Annotated in this window: 12 protein-coding genes; all 12 read right to left on the bottom strand. The window is 40.2% G+C overall.

Annotated features, from left to right (window positions below):
- Window position 1 precedes the first annotated feature (1 nt).
- The 12 genes from AAC073_RS20110 to AAC073_RS20055 all read right to left on the bottom strand — a co-directional run bounded on the left by AAC073_RS20110 (window position 2) and on the right by AAC073_RS20055 (window position 26,868).
- Window positions 2-1,330, bottom strand: a complete 1,329-nt coding sequence (locus AAC073_RS20110; RefSeq protein ID WP_339925603.1) for a sulfatase-like hydrolase/transferase — start codon at window positions 1,328-1,330, stop codon at window positions 2-4.
- Between the two features lie 88 nt (window positions 1,331-1,418).
- Window positions 1,419-2,981 carry a RagB/SusD family nutrient uptake outer membrane protein gene (locus tag AAC073_RS20105; protein WP_339925602.1) on the bottom strand — a complete coding sequence of 521 codons (1,563 nt, stop codon included), beginning with the start codon at window positions 2,979-2,981 and terminating at the stop codon, window positions 1,419-1,421.
- Window positions 2,982-2,985: 4 nt separating this feature from the next.
- Window positions 2,986-6,162: a TonB-dependent receptor gene (locus AAC073_RS20100; protein ID WP_339925601.1), complete on the bottom strand. Its 3,177-nt coding sequence runs from the start codon at window positions 6,160-6,162 to the stop codon at window positions 2,986-2,988.
- Between the two features lie 101 nt (window positions 6,163-6,263).
- A complete protein-coding gene (locus AAC073_RS20095; protein ID WP_339925600.1) occupies window positions 6,264-7,967 on the bottom strand; it encodes a RagB/SusD family nutrient uptake outer membrane protein in 1,704 nt (567 codons plus the stop codon).
- An 11-nt stretch (window positions 7,968-7,978) separates the two neighbouring features.
- Window positions 7,979-11,080 (bottom strand): TonB-dependent receptor, encoded by a 3,102-nt coding sequence (locus tag AAC073_RS20090; protein WP_339925599.1) that lies wholly within the window; start codon window positions 11,078-11,080, stop codon window positions 7,979-7,981.
- Between the two features lie 593 nt (window positions 11,081-11,673).
- On the bottom strand, window positions 11,674-13,035 hold the full coding sequence (locus AAC073_RS20085) for a Gfo/Idh/MocA family oxidoreductase (RefSeq protein ID WP_339925598.1): 1,362 nt from the start codon (window positions 13,033-13,035) through the stop codon (window positions 11,674-11,676).
- Between the two features lie 114 nt (window positions 13,036-13,149).
- A complete protein-coding gene (locus tag AAC073_RS20080) occupies window positions 13,150-14,658 on the bottom strand; it encodes a RagB/SusD family nutrient uptake outer membrane protein (RefSeq protein ID WP_339925664.1) in 1,509 nt (502 codons plus the stop codon).
- A 77-nt stretch (window positions 14,659-14,735) separates the two neighbouring features.
- A complete protein-coding gene (locus AAC073_RS20075) occupies window positions 14,736-17,945 on the bottom strand; it encodes a TonB-dependent receptor (protein WP_339925597.1) in 3,210 nt (1,069 codons plus the stop codon).
- A 537-nt stretch (window positions 17,946-18,482) separates the two neighbouring features.
- Window positions 18,483-20,807, bottom strand: a complete 2,325-nt coding sequence (locus AAC073_RS20070) for a PSD1 and planctomycete cytochrome C domain-containing protein (protein WP_339925596.1) — start codon at window positions 20,805-20,807, stop codon at window positions 18,483-18,485.
- Between the two features lie 225 nt (window positions 20,808-21,032).
- Entirely contained in the window at window positions 21,033-22,571 is a 1,539-nt protein-coding gene (locus tag AAC073_RS20065; RefSeq protein ID WP_339925595.1) for an arylsulfatase, read from the bottom strand.
- A 44-nt stretch (window positions 22,572-22,615) separates the two neighbouring features.
- Window positions 22,616-25,225: an alkaline phosphatase D family protein gene (locus AAC073_RS20060; protein WP_339925594.1), complete on the bottom strand. Its 2,610-nt coding sequence runs from the start codon at window positions 25,223-25,225 to the stop codon at window positions 22,616-22,618.
- Between the two features lie 5 nt (window positions 25,226-25,230).
- Window positions 25,231-26,868, bottom strand: coding sequence for a RagB/SusD family nutrient uptake outer membrane protein (locus tag AAC073_RS20055; RefSeq protein ID WP_339925593.1), 1,638 nt, complete (start codon window positions 26,866-26,868; stop codon window positions 25,231-25,233).
- Window positions 26,869-26,895: the final 27 nt, after the last annotated feature.

Here is a 26,895-nt window from a genome sequence, read left to right as displayed (position 1 = left end):
TTTAAATCGTTTTCATGGCTGATACTGGCCCTACATCTTGTTCCCAAGTGGCTAACTTTTTTATAAGCTCTTTCAATATATCTGGCCTTTCAGTGGAAAGGTCATGCATTTCCATAACATCTTTTTCTAAATTTACCAGTAAGGTATCTTTGTCCGAAAGCAATAACTTCCATTCCTTTTGCCGAGCTACTTTTTGGTTTCTGTACCGCCAAAAAAGGCTTCTGTCTTCAAGTGGTTCGTGGTATAAAAGATGTCTGGATAGGTCTATTCCATCAAATTTTAGTTGACCAGAATAGTTGCCTTGACTCAACGTCATTAAGGTGGGTAAAATATCCATACTAAGTACAGTGGCAGAGGATTTCCTAGGTGTGATTTTGCCCTTCCAATAAGCAATACCTGGAACGCGATGTCCTCCTTCCAATAGGTTTCCTTTTTGTCCAGTCAGCTTGCCATTGTTTCCAAAAAGCTCTGCCCCATTGTCTGAAATAAACAAAATCAAGGTATTTTCTTCGAGTTCATTTTCACGTAAAGCTTTTAAAATTTCTCCCACTCCTTCATCCATCACTTCCACCATTTCATTGTATACCTTTACGGTATCCTCCACAGGCCCGTGGTAACTAAATTCCTTACCCGGAAATCTATAGGCTGGGTCATTTCTTCCTTGAAAAGGTACATGGGGGGCTTCATGGGAAACATACAAAAAGAATGGTTTTTCCTTATTCTCAGTTATAAAATCTACCGCATGCGCACTGATCAAATCAGTTGCATAGCCCTCTTCATATAATGAATCTAGGTTATGCCACCAGTCATAAATGCCCGAGTTGTCATAGTGTGAATGGTAATCTACATTTCCACTCAAGTACCCATAAAAAGTATCGAAGCCATGCTGTACAGGATTATACTCCGGTTGATAACCCAAATGCCATTTACCCATAATCCCAGTTGTATAACCTGCTGTTTTCAATAGCTTAGCCACCGATACCTCGCTACTATCTAGGCCTACCTCTCTAGTTTCCCCTCGCACATAAATAACGCCTTCCATACCTGACCTTTGCTGGTAATTCCCTGTTAACAAAGCAGCCCGAGTAGGTGAGCACACCGGTGCGTTGGAATGAAAATCGGTAAATTGAATGCCTCCTTTTGCCAAATTGTCAATATTTGGCGTACGAAGGCTGCTGTCACCGTAAGAAGCAAGCCCACCATACCCTAAATCATCTGCCAAAATGATAATAAAGTTTGGGGGCACTTTTTCCTTGGTAGCTGAGTTACTGCAACTGTATAATATCCCTGCCAATACCAAAACCCAAGTGGCGTTTTTAATAAAATTCATTTGATTTTTGCTTATTATTCAAGTGTTTGTAGGTTTAAACCCAGACCACGATTTATACTATTTCATGATCCGGGTATAAAAACAACTTTTACCAACCTGGGTTTTGAGTCAAATTCCCATTTAGAGATATTTCACTATCAGGGATTGGAAGCAATCGGTAAAAATCGAGGTATCCATTCGGAAATTTGGTTTCAATCACATCCCCATTATGGTCTTTTACTTCCATAGGATAAATATCAGCTCCAATTTCCCATCTTTTTATATCTGCCCAGTACAATCCTTCCAAGGCAAATTCGATTCTTCTTTCCTGCCGTAATTTGGCCCGGGCATCTTGCTGAGAAAGGCCCATCGGTAAAGCTGTAATTTTCACATCCTCCCTCTCTGTTCGGATTCTATTGATAAGGTTAATGGCCTCATCTATATCGCCATTGGTTTCGATAATCGCCTCCGCTTTTGAAAGTAGTACATCTGCATACCTGATGACGATATTGTTCAGGCCGGATTGGCCTGAAGGAGGCAAATCTGCTTCCGGTTCAATGCGGTATTTTCTTGCACTTAAATGTTTTAGCCTATTTCCTGGATGATTGAATGCTCCACCTGGATAGGTATAATTGGGAAACCTGTATCCCAAAATGTAGGCTCCTGGCACTACCACAGTAAACCCTAATCGGGGATCACGATTTTCGTAAGGATTATTGGGATCAACTGCTGAACCATCAACTGTTTCATAAGCGTTTACCAGATCGTCTGTGGGTACATACCTGCTTCCCCTCGTCCAGCTTCCTGTGCCCGTCCCACAGTATTGGTCGTGCAATGAGCCTTGAGAATTCTCCCCTGATATGTATTGTACATCAAAAATTACTTCCGCATTGTTTTCATTTTCAAGTTTAAACAGTCCTTCATAACTTGGAAATAAACTGTATTTATTTAACGCATCAATTTCATTAATTACGGATAGGACCTGCTCATATTCTCCCTGGTACAATAAAGCCCTCATTTTCATGGCCAAAGCCGCTCCTTTTGTTGCTCTTCCTAATTCAGGCGCTTCTTCTTGAAGGTTCTCAATCGCCATGTTATAATCTGCTATCACCTGATTCCAGGTTTCTTCCTGACTTGCTCTGGAAATAGACCTTGCCTCTTCAGTAGAAATCGCATCCAATATTATAGGGACACCTCCAAAACCTTCTGCAAGTATAGAATAGGCTAACCCTCTCAGGAACCTCGCCTCAGCTCGGTAAATGGCCTTTTCCCCCTCAGGCAAATCTATCTGATCCAAAGCCTGTAAGAGATAATTGGCCCTGAAGATTATGCCATAGGACCTTGTCCATCTAAAATTGACTATGCTGCCATCACTGGAATTCAATTGGCCACTTCCAGCTCTGGCGATAGGGGTATTGCCCCAGTTAAAAGCGTTTGGAGTAGCTCCATCCAGCACTCCAAACCCGAATAGGCCCTCATTGTAAATTGAATTTTCGCGCAGCAGTGCATACACTCCGTTGAGTAGCAATTCAATGTCCTCTTCATTTTGAGGAAAGTTGGCAGAGGTAATTTTATCCTCAGGATAAAACTCCAGGAAATCATCATTACAGCTGGATAGTGGAAATAATAACACTATCGATAATAAGTATAGAATATATTTATTGGTCTTCATGTTCTTAGAAATTTAAATTGATACCTGCTGAAAAAATTCTAGGGGTAGGATACAACTGATAGCCAGCATCGAAAGTATTTCTTTCCGGATCGTAGCCTTCATAGCCTTTGCTAGCAATTGAAAAAACATTTTGTCCATTGACATAGAGGTAAATTTTCTGTAGCCCCAATTTTTCTGCAACAGAAGTTGGGAAAGTATAACCCAATTGAACATTCTTTAATTTTATAAAATCAACCTCATCTACCCAATAGGAAGATTGGGAGCCATCCCATGGATTATTAAACTTTAAACTTGGGTTTTCCGCATCCATATTTTCGGGGGACCAAGCATCTCTCCATCTGGTAGATATCATCCTGTTTTCCCAATCCAGGTCCGTAAAATTGTTTTGGGTATACATGTTTACCCCCAATATTCCCTGAAACAAGAGATTCAAATCAAAACCCTTGTACTTAAAACCCGAGGATATTCCGAAAGTATATTTTGGAAGTGTATTCCCAAGCCCCATTTTATCCTCAAAATTTAACCTTCCATCGTTATTTAAATCTTCAAATTTTAAATTTCCAGCTGTTGGTGTAAATGGATTGGAATGCATGTGTTCCTTTGCTTCATCGTCTGATTGATAAATGCCTATCGCATTGTATCCATATAAAGTTCTAAAGGAATAACCTTCCCTTAAGAGATACAATTGATCGGGAGAATCTCCTCCCCTGAATTTGGTAACTTCATTTTGGATATAGGTCATATTCAGTCCCATATTGAAACCTAGCTGATCCCTATCAAACCTCAAGTTGTTGTAATTGAGTATGAATTCCACTCCATTATTGGACATTTCACCAACATTCTCGAATGGAGAAGAAATTCCTCCCATTACAGAAGGAATGGGTAGTTGTACCAAAATATCCTTGGTGGTCTTTTGAAAATAGTCAGCTTCAAGGGTAATCCTATCGTCCAATATCCCAACTTCTAAACCTATGTCCAGAGAAGCGGAAGTTTCCCAGGTAATGTTCTGATCTACCAAAGCAGTTACTGCTGCTCCAGGAGAAAAACTACCATTATAACTGTAACTAAGATTATTATTCTGACCTATTACGGTCAAATAAGGCCAATATCCTGAAATATTCTGGTTTCCTAATTGACCCCAAGAAGCCCTGACTTTCAGGTTAGATATCGCTGAAACATCCTTGATAAAATCTTCTTCAGACAAACGCCAACCTGCTGAGAAGCCTGGAAACACTCCCCAACGATTGTCTTTGTTAAACCTGGAAGAAGCATCCGCCCTGACATTCGCTTCAAATAGGTATTTACTCATCAAGGTGTAATTTGCCCTTCCAAAATAGGAGAAAATACGAAACCCATTCATGTTACCTTCCCCTTGTATTCCCGAAGTACCAGCATCCACCTGAGTCAGGCCTTCTTTAGGAGGCTCTGATCTTCTGGAAAACATGTTTTGTACTTTAAAGGTCTCTAATTGTAAACCTCCAATGGCTGAAACATTATGTATTCCATTGTATTCCTTGTTAAAATTAATGGTGGAGAAAAGATTGTTTTGCATGCTTGAAATCTGCGTCCTATTGATTTCTAAGCCCTCTCTATTGTAATTCCTTGTTGTTGTTTCTATCCCAGTGTCTGTGTAGCCGAAAACACTGGTATTGTACCTGTCTATCAAGTTCCAATTGCCGTTGGAAGAAACGGTGGTTTTAAAAGATAGGTAATCGGTTAATTTAATGTCTGCACTTAAATTCAGTGTCAAAATATTCTCCTCCGTATTTGTCAACCCATTGGCGGCGTCTATAAGTGCATTTCTATTGTCAAACAAAAGGTTACCATCTTCACTGATTGCCTGGACCGAACCAAATCTACCCTCTCTGGTATATGGTGCGATGTAAGGTGCTGATCCACCAAGCATTTCAAAAACCCTACCTAAAGAACCATAGGTTACGTCTGCATAAGGTTCATCAGAATCTTTGCGGATATAATTAAACCGGCCACTTACGGTCAACCAATCTTTTACATTGGAAGATATGTTTGCCCTTAATCCATACCTTTCTGAACTTGTGTTTGGCACCATCCCTTCCTGATTGAGGTAATTGAAGGAAATGAAAGAAGAGGATTGTTCCGAACCACCTCTAATAGAAACATTGTGTTCTTGAATATTGGCTTTATTGAATATTACTTTAAACCAATCCGTATTCGGATATTTGTAAGGATCGTTCCCATTTCTGAATGCTGAGATTAAACTTTCTGAAAATAGTGGTGTAGAACCTTCGTTAAGTAATGCTGTGTTTGTCAGTTCCATGTGTTCAGCACTATTATTGATCACATCATACCGTCTGCCCAAGGATTGAATGCCGAAATAGGAATTCACATTCACTTGCATGGCTTCGTTCTTTTTTCCCATTCTGGTGGTCACTAAAACTACGCCATTGGCAGCTTTTGATCCATATATAGCCGCACTTGCAGCATCTTTCAGTACAGAGATGTTTTCGATATCATTTGGATTCAGCTGGCTAAAGGAACCTTCAACACCATCTATAATGATCAGAGGATTGGAATTATTTAGCGTTCCCCATCCCCTTACTCTTATCTGCGCGCCATCACTGCCAGGTTTACCTGAATTTTGACTTACCCAAACTCCAGAAGCTGTACCTCCTAAGGCTTGTGAGGCATTCGTCAATGGCCGATTAGACAATTCATCATCAAAGTCAACTGTAGATATTGCTCCAGTAAGATTCACTTTCTGCTGAACACCGTAACCAACCACCACCACTTCATCCAGTGAAGTGGCATCTTCTTTTAAAATGATGGAAAGGTTGTTTTGATTACCTGGGTTGACCCTTTGGGTTTCATACCCAATAAAAGAGATCAAAAGCACTGCTCCCTCAGGCACCTCTAGGTTAAAATTGCCATCAATGTCTGAAACTGTCCCCTTTGTTGATCCTTCTATTACCACGGTTGCCCCAGGAACAGGATCGCCGTTTTCATCTTTGACCGTACCTGAAACCTGCTGCAGGTCGACGATTTCTATTGTAGTAAGGGTTGAGGTACCTAAGTCAAAGCCTAAAGTTGCTAAATTTGTGTTCCCATCTGCCAAAAGTGGCATCCAAAGAAAACACTGTATAAGACTTCCGAGAAGGAGTGTTTTCGATACCCTGGAATAAAGGTAAAGTATAGGTTTATTCATAATTATTTGGGTTTATTAAGTTGTTGATATTTACACGATATTATTTGACTATTCAGTAAAGTCGCATTGATAAAAATTATTATCAATGCGACATTTTATTTCTAACAATCTGCTCCTATATACCCACAGTTTTGTAAGTAACCTCCACTGGTCCTATCTATTTGCTCCAAAGGAATAGGTCTGAGAATATGATAGTCCTGAATATTGCTTCGACCCTCTGGGTTATGTGCTTTAACTCTTTCTACAAGTTTTCCAGTTCGAGTAAGGTCAAACCATCGATGCCCTTCTCCTACCAGTTCTCTCCCTCTTTCATCCAAAAGAAAATCCAGTGTAGCTTCTTCTGAGGAAATTTCAATGGCTTCTTCCATTCCCGGCCAGGCTCCCCTTCTCCTTACAATATTGATATCTTCGGCAGCAGCATCTTGATTGTTCTGCATGATCTTGGCCTCAGCCCTGATTAGGTAAGCATCTGCAAGTCGCATTAATGGATGGTTTCTTTGACCAGGTGTATGTTGTCGATTAGGTCTGGTAGGATCAATCCATTTATTTAAGGTCGGGTACCACCTTTCATCGTATTGATTATTGGTAAAAACCAAGTACCTCGTTTTTCCTTTTTTCTCCTCGGTCCATGTCTCATCCTTTCCTGGGCCAGGAATATAAACCGCCGTATCACCTATTGAGAACTTTTTTGTTCCCACCAAATTAGAAGAGATGTATCCCATGTTGGCATCCTCATTGGTCCAGGCTGGAATACTGCTTTCTGTGTTAGAAATCCAGACATGTTTATAGGTTTTATCGTAGCGGGCATCATTCTCCCTATCCCATAAACCCAGTAAAAATTCTGTTGGCCTGAATCTGATCCAAGGTCTCCCGTTTTCAGTATCTCTAGCCATACCTGGCAAAATATCATACTCCATTAAAAAGTACAAATGGCCACTGTTTCCTTGGGTATCCAAACCTTCGTCAACCTGATTTTTATTGTTTTGAATGGCAAATATTACCTCACTGTTTCTCTCGTTGTTGATGTCCCACAAATCTCCAAAGTCCTGCAATAAACTGAATCCATAATTATCAATGACACTTCCCATTAACCTTTCTGCTTCAGAAGCATCAGAATTACCGGATCCATAAGGTTGATAAGCCCTTGTCATATAAACTTTTGCCAACAAGAATTCTGCAGCTGATTTGGAAGCTCTCCCATATTCATTTTGATTATCAGGTAAGTTATTGATGGCAAATTCCAAATCTGGAATTATACCTTCAGAATAAATTTGACCTGCTGGAGTCCTGTTGGCCTCTATTTCTACGCCTACGGTTTCATCAAGAGAAAGGTGAACATCTCCAAAAAATCGAACCAGGTTAAAATAATACAATGCCCTGAGGAAACGAACCTCTGCCATCCTCACTGTCTTGGTTTCATCAGAAACCCCAACCACATTTTCTGACCTGTTGATCACTGCATTGGCCTGATTGATACCCCTGTAAAAATCCCTCCAGGTATCACGTACAAAACTTTGCGCAGGACTAAAAGCCCCATCATAATAATTGATCATCTTATGGCTTCCTCCCCTGCCATTGGTATGTAGGTCAGTCCCAAATACTGTCATGGTGAAGCCTCGCTCCCCTCCGTAAAAACTCTTTGATTCGGCATAGGTCGCCGCAATTGCTGCTTCAAATCCACTAGCAGTCGTATAATAGGTGCCAGCTGAAACCCCGGAAACAAGCTCTTCTTCAAGGTATTCCTCACATGAAAGAAAACAGGATGTAGAAAATAATATGAGAATAATACTAAATTTATTTTTCATGATTTTTTGCTTTAGAAGGTTACATTAACACCAAATAAAAATTGCCTGGCTGAGGGTATGGACCCTGCATCAATGTCCCCCGCCAATTCCGGATCCCACGTATCAAATGTGGACCAAAAGACCGGGTTTTGTGCGGAAGCATAAATTCTAAACCTACTCATCGCTAGCCTACCCGCTAAAGCAGTAGGTAAATTGTACCCAAGAGTAACATTTCTCAACTTTACAAAACTCCCATCGAAGTAACTTCTGGTGGAACTATCTCTGGGAAATTCCTGATAAACATTAGGTCTTGGGTTTTCATTACTTGGGTTATCAATGGTCCAGTAATCAACATTTAGATTATTATACCTTGCCTCAAGGTTGTTATTGGAATCGTGAAACCTGCTTCGAATCATGTGGCCCATCCTATAAAAGAAAAAGAAACTAAAGTCAAAATTTTGAATTTGAAAACGGTTGGTTATTCCACCTAAATAATCAGGCACGTCTGATCCAAGCACTAACCTGTCATCCGGAGTTATCAAATTGTCACCATCTTGATCCTTCAACTTAATCTCTCCTGGAAACTTATTTTCCATCTGTTTAGCCATGTCCACTTCGTCGGATTGCCAGATCCCAATTTTTTCGTAATCGAAAAACACCCTAACAGGCTGACCTATGAACCATTGATTTCCGGTGTCATCAATAGAATTCCCATTTTCATCTTTAAAAACCAAGTCTGTAATCTCTTCCTTGTAACTTGATATATTAAACTGAATATCCCATCTAAAATTCTTTTTATCCATAGGAGTGGCATTTAAAGAAAATTCTATCCCATTGGTTTTGGTGGCACCAATATTTTGAAGGATATTTTGGTAACCGGAAGTGTAGGGAAGGTTTCTTTCCAATAGAATATCGGTAGTATTGGTAATGTAATACTCAAAAGATCCGGAAAGCCTATTATTGAACAATCCAAAATCCAACCCGAAATTGGTGGTCGAGGAGATTTCCCAGCCCAAGTCACTATTAGGGATCTCATTTAGTCCAAAGCCCAAATAGGGAATGTCTCCTAATGCGTAAACTGTCCTTCTAAGCCTACCTAAAGTTTGATATGGATCTACCGAGGTATTTCCTACTTGTCCATAAGATATCCTCGCCTTGAGTTCGGTTATCAAATCCTGGTTGCTCAAAAAGCTTTCTTCTATCAATCTCCAACCTATTGATCCGCCAGGAAAATAGGCCCATTTCTTACCAGGTGCTAACCTTGAGGACCCATCAGCTCTTAAGGTTGCCTGAAACAAATATTTGCCCATAAAATCGTAATTTACTCTACCCATGTAGGAGGCTAGGCTCCACTGTTCAAGCCTACTGCTAAGATTACCCTTGACTTCAGCAGTTCCTATATCATAAAACAGCTGAGATTCGTAAGGCAAGTTAGAAACCTCACTGCCATGCTGCTCGGATCTCAGTCCCTGAATACTTTGCAGAAATGTGGCCTGAAAAGAATGTTTTTGCCCAAAACTCTTAGAATAATTAAGGATGTTTTCCACCGTATACCCAAAATCAACTTCATTTTCTATAGAAGCACTAGCTGGCCCTCCTCTATTGGCATTGCTTTTACTGGCACGAAAATTACCTATCCTATTGTACCTTATGTCAGGTCCGGCATTGATCCTGAAGGTCAATCCATCCAGTATTTTGGCTTCTACATATACTGGTGCAAATATCCGATTGGACCTTCTTTCATCAATATAGGCTCCAGGTTCCAATTCGTTTAGAGGATTCGTTCGAATACCGTCATTCGTAGGCAAGAAGCGTAAACTACCGTCTTCATTGTATGGAACGCCTAGCGGATTATTGGAAACTGCCTCTCCTATGGCAGATCCAGAGCCCCAATTCTGAATGGCAAAAGAAGCCAAAAAGGAAGTACCAACTTTGAAAATATTACTGATTTTATGGTCTAAATTTATCCTCGCAGTGGCACGAGTATAATCCATATTATCTACAATCCCTTTTTCATTAAAATAACCCAATGAAATATTGAATTGTGTTTTATCACTACCACCATTTACACTTATTTGATGATTGGTTTGACTGCCCTGTCCTATTATTAAATCCAACCAATCTGTAGACCTACCCAAGTTAACAGATTCAAATTCTGTGGGATCTAAAAAAACTTGTTCATCTGTGGGCACAACACCGTTCCATGAAGGCTGGCCTGTTTCAGGATTCCACCTTCTTGCCTCCCTTTTCATAGCCGCATATTGTTGTCCATCCATCATGTCCACCATATTGGTAACATTTGAAAAACCATAATATCCATCATAGGAAACAGTGGTCTCCCCCGTTGAACCTCTTTTGGTAGTAATAATGATAACCCCATTAGCACCCCGAGAACCATAAATGGCAGTTGCAGCAGCATCTTTCAACACCTCCATAGAAGTTATATCCTGAGGATTAATGTCAAAAATGGCACTGGTTGCACTCGTTTGTGGTATTCCATCAATTACATAAAGTGGATCATTTGATGCCGATATGGATCTCCTGCCTCGTATTAAAACTTGAGGGTTTTGGCCTGGACGCCCTCCTGAAGAAACTATATCTACACCTGCTACCTGGCCCTGCATGGCTTGGACAGCACTGGCAACAGGAATTTCTTTAATGTCTTTTTCATCAAGCGACGAGATTGCTCCTGTTATATTTCTCTTCTCTTGAGAACCATAACCCACAACTATCACTTCCTCCAAAGAGGCTAAATCTTCTTCAAGGACAATATTTATCAAGGTTTGATTTCCAACAATTACCGTTTTAATTTTATACCCTACAAAAGACACAATCAATTCATCACCTTGCTGGGCTTCGATTTTAAAGTCTCCATTACTATCTGTAGCGGTCCCTTTGGTAGTCCCCTTAACTAGAATCGTGGCTCCTGGCACCCCTTCACCAGAAGAATCAGTAACTTTCCCTTGAATATCAATTAATACTTCCTTTATCGGAGCATTTTCTAAACTGACTATTGAATTTCGTTCTGAATGGATCTCCATGGCTGGTGCTGTCAACACACAAAAAAATAAGAGGAAGACGCCTAACAATTTTTTGTTTTCCTCATTTAGAAGGAAACTTATCCGTTTTATCATGGTTTTTTGGGTTAATGTGAATTGAAAAAAGCCTAATTATTCGCAAATCAGCTATCGGAATATTCCATCAGAAATCTACCAAGTTTGGTAATAATTTAATTATGGAAACAATAAAATGATTAGGCTAAAATCATATAGATCTTTTCTATTATATTCAAATAATATTTTGAATAATAACACAACATAAATATTTATTTGTTGTAATAAAAGATTTTTATGCATTAAACGTATACTAATTATTGTGAGTGGTACTATAACTAAATCCATATGAAATATGGGGATTTAGGAAAATTAAAAATTTCATAGTAAAAGAGACTTAAAGGCGAGCTATAGAAAAATTAAATTCTTTGGCGAAAATAGGGTGGTACTTAAAGAACTTTTTTGGGTTGAATCTGGGAATAATAATGCCTCTAAAAAAAATGATCTCTGTAGTCTAATCAATTGAATATTAGGAATCAATTAAAAACCCGAGCTTAAAATAGTTGTAAATACACTATTTTAAGCTCGGGTTTACCAAAGAATATTATTCTATCGCTTTGAATTTTCTTTAAAAAATTTTTAAAATAAAGGTAAATTCCAATATCAATATTGTTTTAAACCGTCCAGCCTTTCCTGTATTTTCGGGACAAGTGCTGGTTAGCCTTTTTAATATTTTTGATACGCATTCTTTCAGCGTCCCATTCTAAAAGCGTGTCTGGTTCACGAATGGCTACAGTACCTAAGATCACGGTTTCAGACATTGGCCCAGAAATCGAGAAATCACTTTCTGTTTTTACATTATCTAAACAAGACTCCGCAAAATAATGATAATGGTCCCTGTCCTCTAACACTGGATTTTTGACCTGCTTAAATTTTTCTTCAGGTAATAAAACAGGCATTTTGGTGTGCGGGATTAGGAGTGCTCCTTCTGTTCCAATTAACATGGCGGATTCTGCGGGATAGTTTTCTAAAGAAAACAAGGCCCTTACCTCTTCCGGTGGGTAAAACTCCCCATCATACCACTCCACTTTTAACTCATTTTCAGCTGTCATCTCATTACCAGGGAATACCCAAGTAATGTGGTTGCTTTGTGGCCAGGTATCCGTATTTCTTTCCGGAGAGTTTTTCCATGATTCCTGCACCTTGGCTACAACGGATACAGGTGCTTTCAATCCCATCCCTTTCCAAACTGCATCTAAAATGTGACAGCCAATATCACCTGACCAGCCAGTTCCAAAATCTTGCCACGCCCTCCATTTGGCTGGGTGATAGATTTTAGGCGCATAGGAGCGCATTGGGGCTGTGCCTATAAATTGGTCCCAGTGAACATGCTCCGGAGCCGCTTCTCCATGTTCAGGTCTCGGCCCTACAAACCTATAGGCCTCAGTGGCACCTGGCCTGTTGGAACAAAGGTATACTTGTTTTATTTTACCTATATGTCCTTCCTTAATCCACTGCACAGCAGTTCGGTCTCCTTTTCCAGAGGCGTGTTGCGTGCCTAATTGGCTAATTATTCCAGCTTTAGTGGCCGCCTTAGTAAGCTCTCTAATTTCGCTTACATCATGGCACATGGGTTTTTGACAATACACATGCTTGCCATTGTTGATCGCTGTGTAGGCAATTGGGAAATGATTGTGGTCTGGAACACTTACGTTTACAGAATCAAAGTTTTCTGCCTCTTGAGCGAACAATTCTCGCCAATCCGTGAATTTCTTAGCATTGGGTAAAATCTCAGCTGCTTTGGCCAAATGATTTTCATCAATGTCACAAATGGCTACAATTTCCACATCAGGATGAGCATTAAACCTGGAAAGGTCATGGCCACCCATTCCACCTACGCCAATACAGGCGTGCCTAAGCTTCTTCCTTTTTGTTTTGGCAAAGGCAGGTAAATTGAAAACAAGAGGTTGAGCCAAGACAATAGCTGCAGAATTCAGTATAAATTTCCTCCTTGAGGAATTATTTTCATTCTCCATTATTAAAATTTTATTTACTAATTCGATTTAAAGATTGAATATAGTCCCAAAATAAAACAAGAAGAAACCAGTAATAATGGATTCATCTTGTTTCATCATTTTGGTATTAAGCCGTTAATAACCAGGGTTATTAGGGGTTAAATTCGGATTATTCTGCATTTCAGGCAAAGGAAAAGGCATAAGTAAATGCTTTTCCTGAAGCACCTGGTTAGAGCTAGGATTTTCATGGCCTACAAAAGCATCAAAACCATCGGTCGCCTCATTGTACACTTTTCTCAAACGTAACATGTCAAACCAGGTAATTTGCTCGTAGCAGAGCTCATGCCAACGTTCTCTCCAAACTGCTTCCCGAAAAGTATCTGCGGAATATTCACCTATGGACATGGTACTCAACTGCGCCCTGTCTCGTATTCTCTTCAATCCTTCATGTGCCAATTCATTGGGACCTCCTATTTCATTTTGTGCCTCAGCATAAATCAACAGTACCTCAGCAAACCGAATGATAGGAAGGTTAAGGTTATTAGATCTGTTGCCAGGAATTCCTTCCTCACCCAAAGCCAATTTATTAAAATGTTTGAAAATATAAGGTGCACCCAGATCAAATGGCTCGCCACTGCCATTGGTATAGTAGCTTGTATAAAAAAAGCCTTCCTGATTAACGGCCCTCAAATCACCCTCTTCATAAGAATTATAAAACTCATCTGTGGGAACCGTACTACCTGTTCCAGAAGGTCCCTGATAGGTCACAGGTTTGAAATTAGGGAACATGTTGTTCATTGGATTTCCTGCCACAATGATATTGTATTGCAACATAAAAATGTGTTCCACAGTATTGCCTTTAGACTCATCATGCAGGTCACCATAGGTAGGAAAGAGATTAATAACACCTGGATTTCCATTTGCATAATCAATTACCTCCTTAGACTTATCCGCCGCCAATTGATAGTGGGAAGCCCCTTTGTTTAATGGAAAACCAGCCATAGTCAGGTAAACTTTTGACAATTGGGACTTTACTGCAGCTTGGGAGACTCTACCACTTGGATCCATCCATGCAAGACCTGCCTCCTCTGCTATTTTAAGATCATCTACTATTTGCTGATAGACCGCATCTTGTGAAGTAGGAGCTGGCATGAAATCTTCGGAACTAGCCGTTTGAGGCATAGTGATCAAAGGAACATCTCCCCAAAGTCGAACCGCATAAAAATAAGCCCATGCCCTTAAGAACCTTGCTTCACCCAGAATTTTCTTTTTCTGTGTTTCATCCATAGGGCTTATAGCTGGCACTCTATCCAAAACCAAATTGGCCTGCGCAATTACTTTATACAAACCATTCCACCAATTAATAATGTGTCCTGTCCTACCATCATAAACCAATCCATAAAGATTATTAAGATCGGAATTTTGAGCTGTTTCGGTTGTAGAAGTCCCTGTAGGTGCTTCCAATAATTGCCAGGTGGAGGAGAATATACCAGCCCCATCACCTATAAATCTAGCATCTGCATAAACGGCAGCTAAGGCAGCTTCGGCATGATCAGGGATGGTATAAAAACTTTCAGGTGTGAGATTGGAAGGATCTTCCTCAGCTAAAAAACTCTCACAGCCCATAAAGCTGACAGAAAGCATCAATACAGCAATTATGCCTGTACGTAATTTTATATATGTCTTATTTTTCATTTTTTCTTTCTTTTAAACTAACAGAATCAAAGGGTAACCTGAATACCTAAAAGATAGGTGGTCGGCTTGGGATAAGAATGCCAATTCATACCCTGGGAAAACACATTGTTGCCATCCCCACCTCTGATAGGAGCTACTTCCGGATCACCTATAATTTCATCCCCTGTTACCAAGAAGAAATTTTGGGTAGAAGTGTAGATTCTCAGTCTGCTCAGCTTTAGCCTGTTGACTACCTCCGGAGAGAAGGTATACCCTAGAAGTAAATTTCTGCCCCTAAGAAAAGAAGCGTCTTTTACCCATCTGGAATCAACGTTGGTCACATAACCTGCTCTGGTATCTCTGATTTCAGCGATCATGGAGTTTTGATTGGTGGGTGTCCAGGCATCCAATACAGTTCTGTAGCTATTGGCTAGCGCTTGCCTGTCTTCACTTGGGTGCAGGTTCATGTCCAATAGATCGTTGCCATACATGTATTGCAGGTCAATGGCCAAGTCCCAGTTTTTGTAGGTGACATTATTGGCAAGTGCTCCCCAAAACTTAGGGTTACCATTTCCTATGATCATCCGATCCGTGTCATTGATGGCCTTGTCTCCGTTTACATCCAGGTACTTAATGTCTCCAGGTAGAATAGTCAAGCCATTTCTATAACTGACATATTCAGCAGCTTCTGCCCTTTCTGCCTCACTCCAAACCCCTAAGCGCTCTAAACCCCAGAAAGAACCAACCGGCTCACCTATTCTGATAATATTGGTTTGATTGGTGAAATTAGGTCCTCCCACACCAAATATATCTGCTGGAGTGGCCAGGGATAGCACTTTATTTTTGTTTGCTGAGAAATTGAAGCTCGTGTTCCATGTTAAATCAGCTTTCTCAATATTCACTGTGTTCACAGTAAATTCAACTCCTTTATTTTCCATAGAACCCACATTACTTCTAATGGTAGCAAATCCACTTGTTCTAGGAACTGGTGAATCTAATAACATATCTGTAGTTTTTCTATAGTAATAATCAAATTCCACTGTGATTCTATTTTGGAACAAACCCAATTCCAATCCAATATCACTCTGAGATGTTTTTTCCCATCTTAGGTTAGGGTTCGACAATCTGTTGATACCTGTGCCACCAAACTGGTTTTCATTGTAAATAGCAGAATAGTTGGAGCTTAACAAGGATAACGAGGAATAGGCAGGGATTTCAGAGTTGCCTGTCAAACCATAACTGGCTCTAATTTTCAAATTAGAGATAGTGGAATTGTCTTTCAGAAATTGCTCCTCTGACATTCTCCAGGCAAGCGCCGTAGAAGGGAAGAAAGCGTATTTATTGTTTTCACCAAATTTAGAAGCTCCATCTGCTCTTCCAGTAGCTGTAAATAAGTACTTGTCATCTAAAATATAATTTACTCTGGCGAAGTAAGAATTAAGCGCATTTCTAGAAGCTCCTGAGCCAACTCTAGGCAATTGTGAACCTGCTCCGAGATTGTTAAAAGTAAAGAAGTCAGTGGCGAAATTCTGAATGCTGGCACTCATAGATGAGTAATTACTTTCTTGCCAAGAGATTCCAAGCAACCCAGTAAAGGCATGTCTGTCTGCAAAAACTTTGTTGTAAGTCAGGTAATTTTCCAAAGACCAGAAACTGTCCTTAATTAAGCTTTTGGAAGCAGTGCCATTTTGTCCAATGGAAAGTGTCCTGGTACTGGATTCGTTGTTCTCCTGAGTTAGGATGTTTACTCCCAATACAGTTTGCATTTCCAAACCTTCGGCAAATTTGATATTGGTATAGGCACTCCCTAAAGTGGTCTGTGTATTCAATATGTATTTTCTTCCATAAAGCCTGTGCATTGAACTCATTGTACCTTCAGCAAATGGATAATCACGATTATTGGCGAAAGTTCCATCTTCATATTTTACAGGTAAAAAAGGGAAATCTTCCACAATTTGACGTGGTACAGCATCACTGACATCCACCAGGTTTTCTGATTGGCTATTATAACTAAGGGTACCACCGATTTTCAACCAGGTTTTCACCTGATCATCTATGGTGAAACGAGTTGAATAACGTTTGAGATAAGAAGTCTTTAATAATCCCTGATCATCTCTATACCCTAGTGAAAGTGAATAAGAAGTCCTTTCGTTGCCTCCGGTGAATCCCAATTGGTGATTTTGAGATATCTTATTTTGGGTCGTTTCATCTAACCAATTGGTATCAAATAAAGGGTTTCCCTGACTATCAAACACTCTTGGGTCAGTTCTTCTCAAGGCTGGATTTAAATAGGCCCATCTTCCATCGGCCCATCCTTGAGGATCATATTTCTCCATGTTCTGCCAGGCAAGGTCCTCTACTGCCAAGTACTCCTCAGCATTCAAAACTTCTGGTCTATTAGGGCCTATTGTGTTGACACTTACATCAACATTGTAAGTAAGGGTTCCTTCGCCAGATTTTCCTTTTTTGGTTGTCACTAAAATCACTCCATTAGCTCCTCTGGAGCCATAAATTGCTGTAGAAGATGCATCCTTTAACACCTCTACCGAAACAATATCATTGGGGTTAATATAATCAATTGCATTACTGGCTTGTGCCTGATTGCCCATAGGTAGCATGACACCATCTACCACATATAGTGGGTTGTTGGAAGAATTGATAGAACTAAATCCTCGAATTCGAACATTGGTTCTTCCTCCTGGTCGTCCAGAATTCACATTTACCTGAACACCCGCAACCCTACCAGCTAAAGCTTGATTCAATGAAGGTGAAGGCCTTTCGCTTAACTCAGACGCTCCAACTGAACCAACTGAACCAGTTAAATCAGATTTTCTCTGGGTGCCATAACCGATAACAACCACTTCTTCCAATGCGGAAGCATCTTGGGAAAGTTTAATGTTCAAAACCGTTTGATTACTTATTTTGATGGTTTGTGGTTGGTAACCAATGAAGGATACTACCAAAGTAGATGATTCAGGAACAGTGATGGAGAAGTTTCCATCCAAGTCTGTAACGGTGCCCTTGGTTGTTCCTTGAACAGCAATTGTAGCCCCAGGAAGTGGTTCACCATTTTCATCAACAATACTACCAGTGATGGTAATATCAACCTCCAATGAGGTCATTCGCCACTCTGGGCTCAAGCCCGCTGAAAACCCAGATTGGACTATCATCAAGCTCGAAATAAACAAAAGCATTAAAAGGTTTAACCTTTTGCTTTTTGACAGGCGATTGCCTGCCATTAGTAATGGTTTTTTCATGGATCTTGGATCTTGTTAATTGAATAGGATAATTAAATTTGTCTTTTAAACACTTCTAATATTGGGAAATCCATCACTTATAATTAACGGTTACAATAGTAGACTTAAAAAACAAATAGTAGATTTATAAATTGTCCTAAATATATACACCTGACCCATTCAATACTAACAAATCCCTATAAAAATCAAAGAAAAAGTCATATCCTTTGAATAGTTTTAGCTGGAAATGGTTTTAAAAAATACTAATAAGATGCGGTAATTTTCTATTGAATTAATAAATTAACTGAGGATTTAAATTTGATTAACATGGGTTATTTTTAAATTAAATGTCCAATTGACATTAATTTAAAAGATCTATTACAATAATGCGTTAAGTTTAGAAAATATTGGGTGATTTAATCCACAGGGAAATGATACCAAAATCAACTTTTCAATGTCTTCGGGATAAGATTTTTAAAAATAGCAGGAAATTAAATTGTAGAAATTGCCCTAACCGACCAAGTCGAATGATAAAGTAATGCTGGATAATAGTAATGATTAGGTTTTCGTGATGGTTTCTTCCAAATTATAAAGCGCGACAATGACTTGCATTAAAGCCGCTGTCCTGATGGCTTCCTTTTCTGTAGTTGGTGATTCTCCCACCAATAAAGCACTTGTTGCAATGACTGGTTCCAATTGAAACCTTGACAACTCCTCTGCATAAAAGTCTTCTAAGATTTTTTCTTCGTCATCTTTGGGAAGACGGCCAAGAATTCGAATAAAAGCTTCATCTATCGCTGTATTATTATCCTTATATTCAATCACCAATTTCTCCGCAAGTACCCTAGAAGCCTCAAGCACCAAGGGATCATTGAGCATGGCCAATGCCTGTAATGGAGTATTGGTTCTGTTTCTATTTACCTGACAAATGTCTCGGTTGCTTCCATCGAAAAGCAGTAATGAAGGGGGAGGCAAAGTGAGTTTAATAAATGTATAAATCCCTCTTCTATAGAGTTTGTCGCCTTTATCCTGTCGATAAATATTGAGTTCTCCCCTTCCCGAACTGGAGGCTTCCCACAAGCCTTCAGGCTGATAAGGTTTAACACTTGGACCACCTATTTCCGGAACCAGCAAACCACTGCTAGACAATACCATGTCACGTATCAATTCAGCATGCAACCTTAGCCTGGGATATCGAGAAAGATAGGTATTGTCTGGATCTAGTGCTAAACCAGCTTTGGAGACAGCAGAAGATTGCTGGTAGGTAGAAGAACTCACAATTAATTTTATAAGATGTTTGATATCCCAACCACTTTCTCTAAATTCTACCGCCAGCCAATCTAAAAGCTCTGGATGGGTAGGTAACTTCCCTTGCATACCAAAGTCACCCGATGAAGGCACTAAACCTGTTCCAAATATTTCCTGCCATATTAGATTGACGAAAACCCTTGAAGTCAGTGGATGGTCATCAGAAAATGCCCATTCCACCAAGCCTAACCTATTCTTCTGTAGTTCACTAGAAAAAGGCTTAATAATAGCTGGTGTATTGGCGGTAAGCGGTTCTCCTTTAGGCGCATCATACAAGCCTCTATCCAAAATAAAAGTAGGACGAATGGAATCTTGAAAATCCTGCATGATGGAAACGGCCACCCTACTGGTGTCTGAATGATTAACAAAGTCTAGGATCCCTTCAGTATCTTCGGTGTCAATCCACATTAGTGGTGTCTTGGCCCTCACAGCAGATCCTGCTCCCCCTTCAAAACCTTTTTCAGGCGTATTGTTGAAAAATGCGTAAAGGTTGTAATAATCTTTTTGAGAAATCGGATCGTATTTGTGGTCATGACATTGGGCACATTCCATGGTCATTCCAAGAATAACCTTGCTAAAGGTGTTGGTCTTATCCAAAACGTATTCCATCCTATACTCTTCGTGAATGACTCCTTCCTCTTCAGTAACTTTATGATTTCTATTGAAGGCTGTTGCTAAGAGTTGTTCTCTATTGGGGTCAGGAAGCAGGTCACCAGCAAACTGCCAAGTCAAAAACTTATCATAAGGGAAGTTATTATTGAAAGCATGAATCACCCAATCCCGATAAGGCCATTGGGTTCGGATGTTGTCGTTCTGGTAGCCAAAAGAATCTGCATACCTGGAAATATCCAGCCATAACAGGGCTAATTTTTCGCCATAAGCTGGTTTGTTAAGGTATAGGTCTATCATTTCCTCCCATGACTTTTCACCTGAACCAAAAAGCCTAACTTCCTCAGAGGAAGGCGGAAGACCGTTAAGGTCCAAACTCAATCGTTTTAGAAGAAATCCCTTGTCAGCTTTTTGACTGGGAGACAAACCGTGTTCTTCCATTTTTGCAAAAACAAAACCATCAATCGGGTTATGATTCCATTCATCCTTGTCTGTTTTTGGAATGGTTTTCTTTATTGGTGGTTCAAAAGCCCAATGCTTTTCATAAACTCCTCCTTGATCCACCCATTTCTTAATCATTTTCCTTTCACGATCTGTGATTGTCAAATTGGATGCTGGAGGTGGCATTTTCTCAGAAACATCTTCTGAAAAAATCCTTTTAACCACTTGAGACTTATTAGAATTGCCTGGAACTATGGCATGTTGACCCGGATTTTCTTTCAATGCAGCATAAGCACCTGCTTCAGTGTCCAGTCTTAAGCCTGCTTCTCTTTTATTGGCATCCGGCCCATGGCAAGCAAAGCAGTTGTCAGATAAAATAGGTCTTATGTGGAAATTATAACTGACTTGATCAGGAATTGGAGCTTCCTTTCTGACATTCTCGTTCGAGCAACTATTTAATGCCAAAGCAGCTATAAATATTGCCATAAAAATTGAGGAAAAAACGGCTGTATTTTTCAATCCCATCGGGTTTATATTAATTTCATCTCTAATTTAATGGTTATCAAGCAGATTGACAACATATCTATTACCACTGAAAATAAAAAACCATTATTTATGGGATTTCCGCTTAGCCAACCTAGATTAAGTCAAAAAAAACCAATACCAACCTCCTCTAACAATATTAGAAATAGGCCGATATTGGTTTTAAAGCATCTGCTGTTCAAAATGAGTTTATCAGTTTAATTACAATTAAACCCCATCCAATTCTTCAAATCTCCACCTTTCATTGGGTGAAGTGGTATGTTCTCTTGCTACAATTTCATTTACCTTCTTCAGTACTTCTGGATTTTCTTCAGCTACATCGTGCATTTCCAAAGGATCATTTTTCAAGTCAAACAATAACCATGAAGCCCCTCCTTTTTGTACATCAAGTTTTAACGCTTTCCAGTCGCCCATTCTAACTGCAATCTGACCGCCATAAGAAGGGAATTCCCAGTAGAGAAATTCAGGCTGGGCTTGATCATGTCCTATTAGTGTTGGATAAAAACTGGTTCCGTCTGTAGCAGTTTCTAAAGGTTTCCCGGCTACCTCAGCTAAGGTTGGCATTACATCATAAAAAACAGAGGCATGATCGCTTACTGAACCTTCCTTGATTTTTCCCGGCCAAGAGGCAATCATGGGTACCCTAATTCCACCTTCATAAAGAAAGCCTTTGCCATAACCCATTTCTTCTCTAAATTTTCCTCCACTATTGAACCAAGGGGAATCGGTACCTCCATTGAAAGTAGGGCCATTGTCGGAAGTGAAAATAATCAAAGTGTTTTCGTATAAGCCTTTCCTTTTTAATTGCTCAACGAGTTTTCCTACTTGCTCATCCATATAGCTGACCATGGCGGCATAAGTCGCTCTTGGGTTTCGGGAAGGAAAATACGAGCGACCTCCCAAATAGGGCTCCTCATCCCCAAACTTTTCCACATAATGGTCTATCCATTTTTTCGGGGCCTGGAGGGGAACATGAGGTATCGGAGTCGCCCAATATAAAAAAAAGGGCGCTTTGCTATTTTGTTCATCTACGAAGTTGGTAATCCTATCAAACATCAGCTCAGGAGCATAGTCTGTAAGAAAATAATCTCCATAATTTTCCAAATCATAAGGATCAGCACCTTCCGGCAATTTCTTATTTGGAGCGATCGTATCGTTGTTCAAATATACCCGCTGTTCATTTTCATAAAGATGTACCGGATAAAGGGTGTGGGCCTGCCTTTGACAATTATAGCCAAAGAAATAATCGAAACCTTGATTGGTAGGAATCCCCTCTGTATGTGGAGCTCCTAAGCCCCATTTACCCACTACTGCTGTGGTATAACCTGCCTCTTGAAGCATAGCGCCAAGGGTATAAGTACCTGTAGCTATTGGTCTTTGGCCTTCAAGAGTAGAATCAGCTAACATGGCATGGTAATTCCAAACATCGCCTCTACTACCCCATTCGTCGTTTCCTCTTACCTGAGAATGACCTGAATGCTGCCCTGTGAGCAATACTGCTCTTGCAGGTGCACATACAGGTGCTCCTGAATAATGCTGGGTAAATAGCATTCCCGAAGTGGCCAAAGCATCTATATTCGGGGTTTCAATTTTCTCCTGTCCATAACAGCCTAAATCTCCATAACCCAAATCATCAGCCAAAATATAAATGATATTGGGTGGGACGACCTCCTCCTTCTTTTCTTGTTGGCAAGCGACCAGAAAGGAAAGAAATACAGGCAGGATACATACAAAATTCTTTTTCATTTTAAATATATAAGGGTGTAATAATGCTATTATTTTGGCTTGCACTAAGCTCTTAAGGTAGATAAATCTACCTTAAGAGCAGCTACCTGATCAGCAACAGGTGTTAAATGATTAAGCACCATGAAGTTTCCGGTTTTTTCATCTGTTATTTTCACCAAATAATTCCCTTCTTCAAACACCTCCGGATGGAAAATCTTTTCATTCACCTTAAGTGAGTATACCAATTCCCCTGATTGTTCTTCTATTACCGCTACTACGGGTTTGTTACAATTGCTTAAATCCAAAGGAGGAAGGGTTCCTACAGCATTTCTTGCGTAATTTTCTTTTTGAGAAACAGTTACAGGCCATCCTTCATACTGTCCATTTGGATTGGCTTTCGGGTCTACATACCTAGGCCAACATTCCATGGTCATTTCCTTGCCTTTTTTATCAAAGGTCACTATACCATAACCAGTTGCTCGGTCATGAATCAATGCTGGCTCAACCCCTGTTTTTCTAGGGTTTGCTACCGCATGAACGGTCACCTTATTGCCAAATCCATCATTAAAATCCCCTGTATATTTTGGTTTTCCGGGTAAAGGTTCATGGTTTTCAGGTACCGGAGGCCACCAGCGCCTAGGAAATAAATTGTTCAATGCAGGTCCGGCAAAAGCATAGCCGGAATCTTTGAATTCATCTACCCCATATTGGACAACCGAGGCCAAATGCTGGTCTCCGGCAATGTGCAAAGCAAAAGCCTTTCTAATAATTTTAATGGCTTCATCTCTTCCTTTTTGCGGCCAACCGTTAGAATCCATGTCTGAAGTAGGCGCATCTCCTGGTACATATTCTCCCAATTCAGGAATGGGCAATTTAGGCACAATGCTGTCGATAATGCTTCCTTCAGGAAGGGTAGCTACAGTACAAAAGTTGGTTTGAGATAATACCGCCTTCATTTCCGCACCTTTGCTCCAGTCTGTAGACCAATGCTTTAAAAATTCCAATTGACGTTCACCTAGCAAGTCTGCCTCAATGTCATAGTATTTTTTGATGTCAAATTCCCTGTTTTGAATAAAGCCATTGGTAACCTTTGCTTCTTCAGGCAATACATTTTTTGGAGCGGATTTAAACTTTCTGTCTTCAAGTATGGCAAAACTAACTCCTCCATATACCCAATCGGTATAGTAAGTACCAATCCCCTGCTTTACAGGTGTTGGGTCAAAGGCGTCCGGCAGGTGGCCTGTCTGTGTCAATTGCACCATATTCACCCACTCAGCAGGCATTTTATAGCCTCCTTGGTCTTGTGCCACATAGGTCCAGCCTTCATCGGTTGGGGCCACCTTTCCGGCTTCTCCCCAAACATTGCCATGGTAAACATCATGGTCATCCGGGATAAATGCAGAAGGTATGTGCCTGAATATTTCCCTGTAAGACCAGCCAAACATGTACCATTTACGGAGATAGTCCAGGCTGGATTTCTCTAATGGAGAAGTTTGGATGCCAAAACCGCCTGTGCTCTCATAAAACTGATCCCCTAAAAACACCGCCATATCAGGTCCATGTTTCAGCGAATGAAGGCTTACTTCGTTGTCCGGAAATCCATAATCTGCATTGCAACTAAAAACGGCAAGCTTAACCTGATCCTTGTCTATTGGTTCTTCAGCAATGGTACCATTATAATAAAAACTCTGAACACCATTTTCTAAAGGCAAATCCACTTTAACTCTATATGGGATTGCCGATTCTTCGGCCCAATTTTCAAGGCGGAAATGGGCCACCCTTCCTAGGGCATCAATTTTTGCCTCTTGAATATTGGTCCAACCATTTCCTTTTTTTACTTGTAAGCTGACTTTATTTCCCTTGATTCTTTCTATCGGTGCCAATTGAGCACCTAGCTTTAATACACCATCATGCAAGGTATAATGCGCAAAACAGACAGGCCCAAATGATTGGTTTTCTGCTGCTAATACCTTCTCTCCTGTTACAGCCCAATCCGAAAAAGCTACGGAGGCTTCGAAAAGTGCCTCTTCAGGAAAATGGGAAACCAATGCAATATTTCCACCAAGGTTTCCGCTGTAATTTTCAATCTTTAAAACTCCTAGCAGTTCCTTACTTGTTGGGACAAAAGCTTCTATTGTTAAAGCACCTTTCTCTCCTTTCACCACTAGATTAATTTCTTTGTCCAAGGGCAATTTTTCCGTCCCCACCTGCTCATCAATGAATAAATAGCCCTCACCATTGATACCAGCATCCAGGCCTTTACCAAAAACTGCCGCAGAGCGGTAATCTTCAAATTTCCCTCTGGCTCCTAACCTTATCCCTACATAGGACGCTGAATCACCAATTTTATCTTCCTTTAGCCAGCTTATCTTTACTTCACTTTTAAAAGAATCAGCTTCCGGGCTCAATTGATGGGTAAGGCTATGGAGGGTTCTGTTTTTAGCACTTAGGTTACAAACGGCTTTGCCATTTTTCAATTCCCAATCCTGAAGTCGGTTCCCCCAGTATTCAGGACCTACCCAAGCCATGTCAGGCCAATTTTGCCAATTGCTTTTAAGCGGACTTCCCTTTTTAAAGGATATTATAGGCCTTGTTCCAGCCCAATTTTCAGTAAGAACGAAAGATGAACCTACTGTTCCTAAGGCGATTGATTTGATGGCTTTTCTTCTTTTCATATAAATTAGTCAGCTAATTTTGGATTAATATTTGTTTCTGATTCAGGAATCGGCCATTTTTCATCTTGACCTGGTCTGAAATTTTTGGAGGTAACATACCAACGAGACTTGGAATCGAGTTTTATAGATGTCGTAGGATACCTTTCTGATTCCGGGAAAGGAGCACCCCAAAAATCACCAGTTAGGACCTCACCTCCAATATTCCACCTAAAGATATCCCAAAGTCGTGTACCTTCAAAGGCAAGTTCAATCCTTCTTTCTCTTCTTAGCAGTTCTCTAAGAGAAGATGGATCTGTTTCTGTTATGGGCGGCAAAGCTACCGATGCCCTTCCTCGAACCAGGTTGATGCTTTGGTCTAATAATTCCTGGGTTATCGCATTGCCAGCCTCCAGTTCAGCTTCAAGGTAACTTAGTAAAACCTCGGCATACCTAATAATTGGAATATTTCCACCATAATCTGTTCTTAAATTTCCACTAAAAGACTCATCGAAAAATTTCCTTAAGCCAAATCCTGTTCTTGTGGCCTGTTTGGAATAGGTCAGTTGATCAACAGATTGAGAGGAATCAGGATGACAGACATACCTCTTTCCTTGAAAAGTAGATTCATTCCAGATAAAGGTATCTCTAAAGCGCTGATCTCTATTTGCTCCCATGTCTTCCTGAATAAATTTAGGATCATCATAAGAAAAATCGGATCCATCATCAAAACCATAGGCTTCGGCCAAGCTTCCCAGTGGATTGACTATGTGCCACCCACTTGATGCCGCAGGAAAAGCGTGCTGAGGTAGGGCATTTGGAGCCAGTCCTGAAACAAATTGAGAACTAAATATATTCTCCGAACTATTCTCATTTTGGGGTGTAAAAAGTGAGCCATAATCGGAAGCCAACTCATTGTCCCCGTAGTCTATGATTTGCTTATAGGTGGCTGAGGCTTCATCAAATCTTTCTTCGGACAGGTAGAGTCGTCCAAGAAAGGCCATGGCTGCTTGTTTGCTAGCTCTTCCAATTTCAGGAGCCCCAAGGGAGGAAAATCGGGGCAAGGCTTCTATAGCTGCTTTCAATTCGGTATCAACAAAGTCAACGACTACCGATTTATCAGATTTTTCCACATTATTTGCCTCATCAGGTGTTAAAGTACTTGTAACCAAAGGTACATCCCCCCAAAACTGGGACAAATAAAAATATTGAGTGGCTCTGATAAACCTTGCCTCGGCTTTCATCCTGTCAATTTTTTCTTGAGGCATACTTACCAAGTCAATATTTTCTAAGAAATCATTGGCAATGGCTATTCTTCTGTAGGAGCCACTCCAATAACCATCAACTACATTGTTGTTGGGAAGAAGGGTTCCGTCCGTAAGTCGGTTATAGGTAGAATTATCTCCTCTTCTGTCATAAGCATTGTCAGTAGCAAATTCTAAAAAGACGATGCCACAATAAGTCCACCAATCAGATGGCACCACTTGAGTTCCAAATTCAATATTACCACGATACATGCCTGTCAAAGCTATAAGGGCATTGGATTCAGATGTCCAAAAGGTACCACTTGCAAATGCGTCTGTAGGAAACTGGTCAAGCTTTTCATCGCAGGCCGAAAAAGATCCTAGTAAAAGTAAGCTGAGAATATATATTTTAATGTTTTTCATAATTGAAGTCATTTTAACTTTAAATTA

It is taken from the genome of uncultured Cyclobacterium sp., assembly GCF_963977555.1.
Classification (GTDB): domain Bacteria; phylum Bacteroidota; class Bacteroidia; order Cytophagales; family Cyclobacteriaceae; genus Cyclobacterium.
Note: the sequence above shows the minus strand (reverse complement) of the source record. Positions and strands in the feature narration are given on the sequence as shown.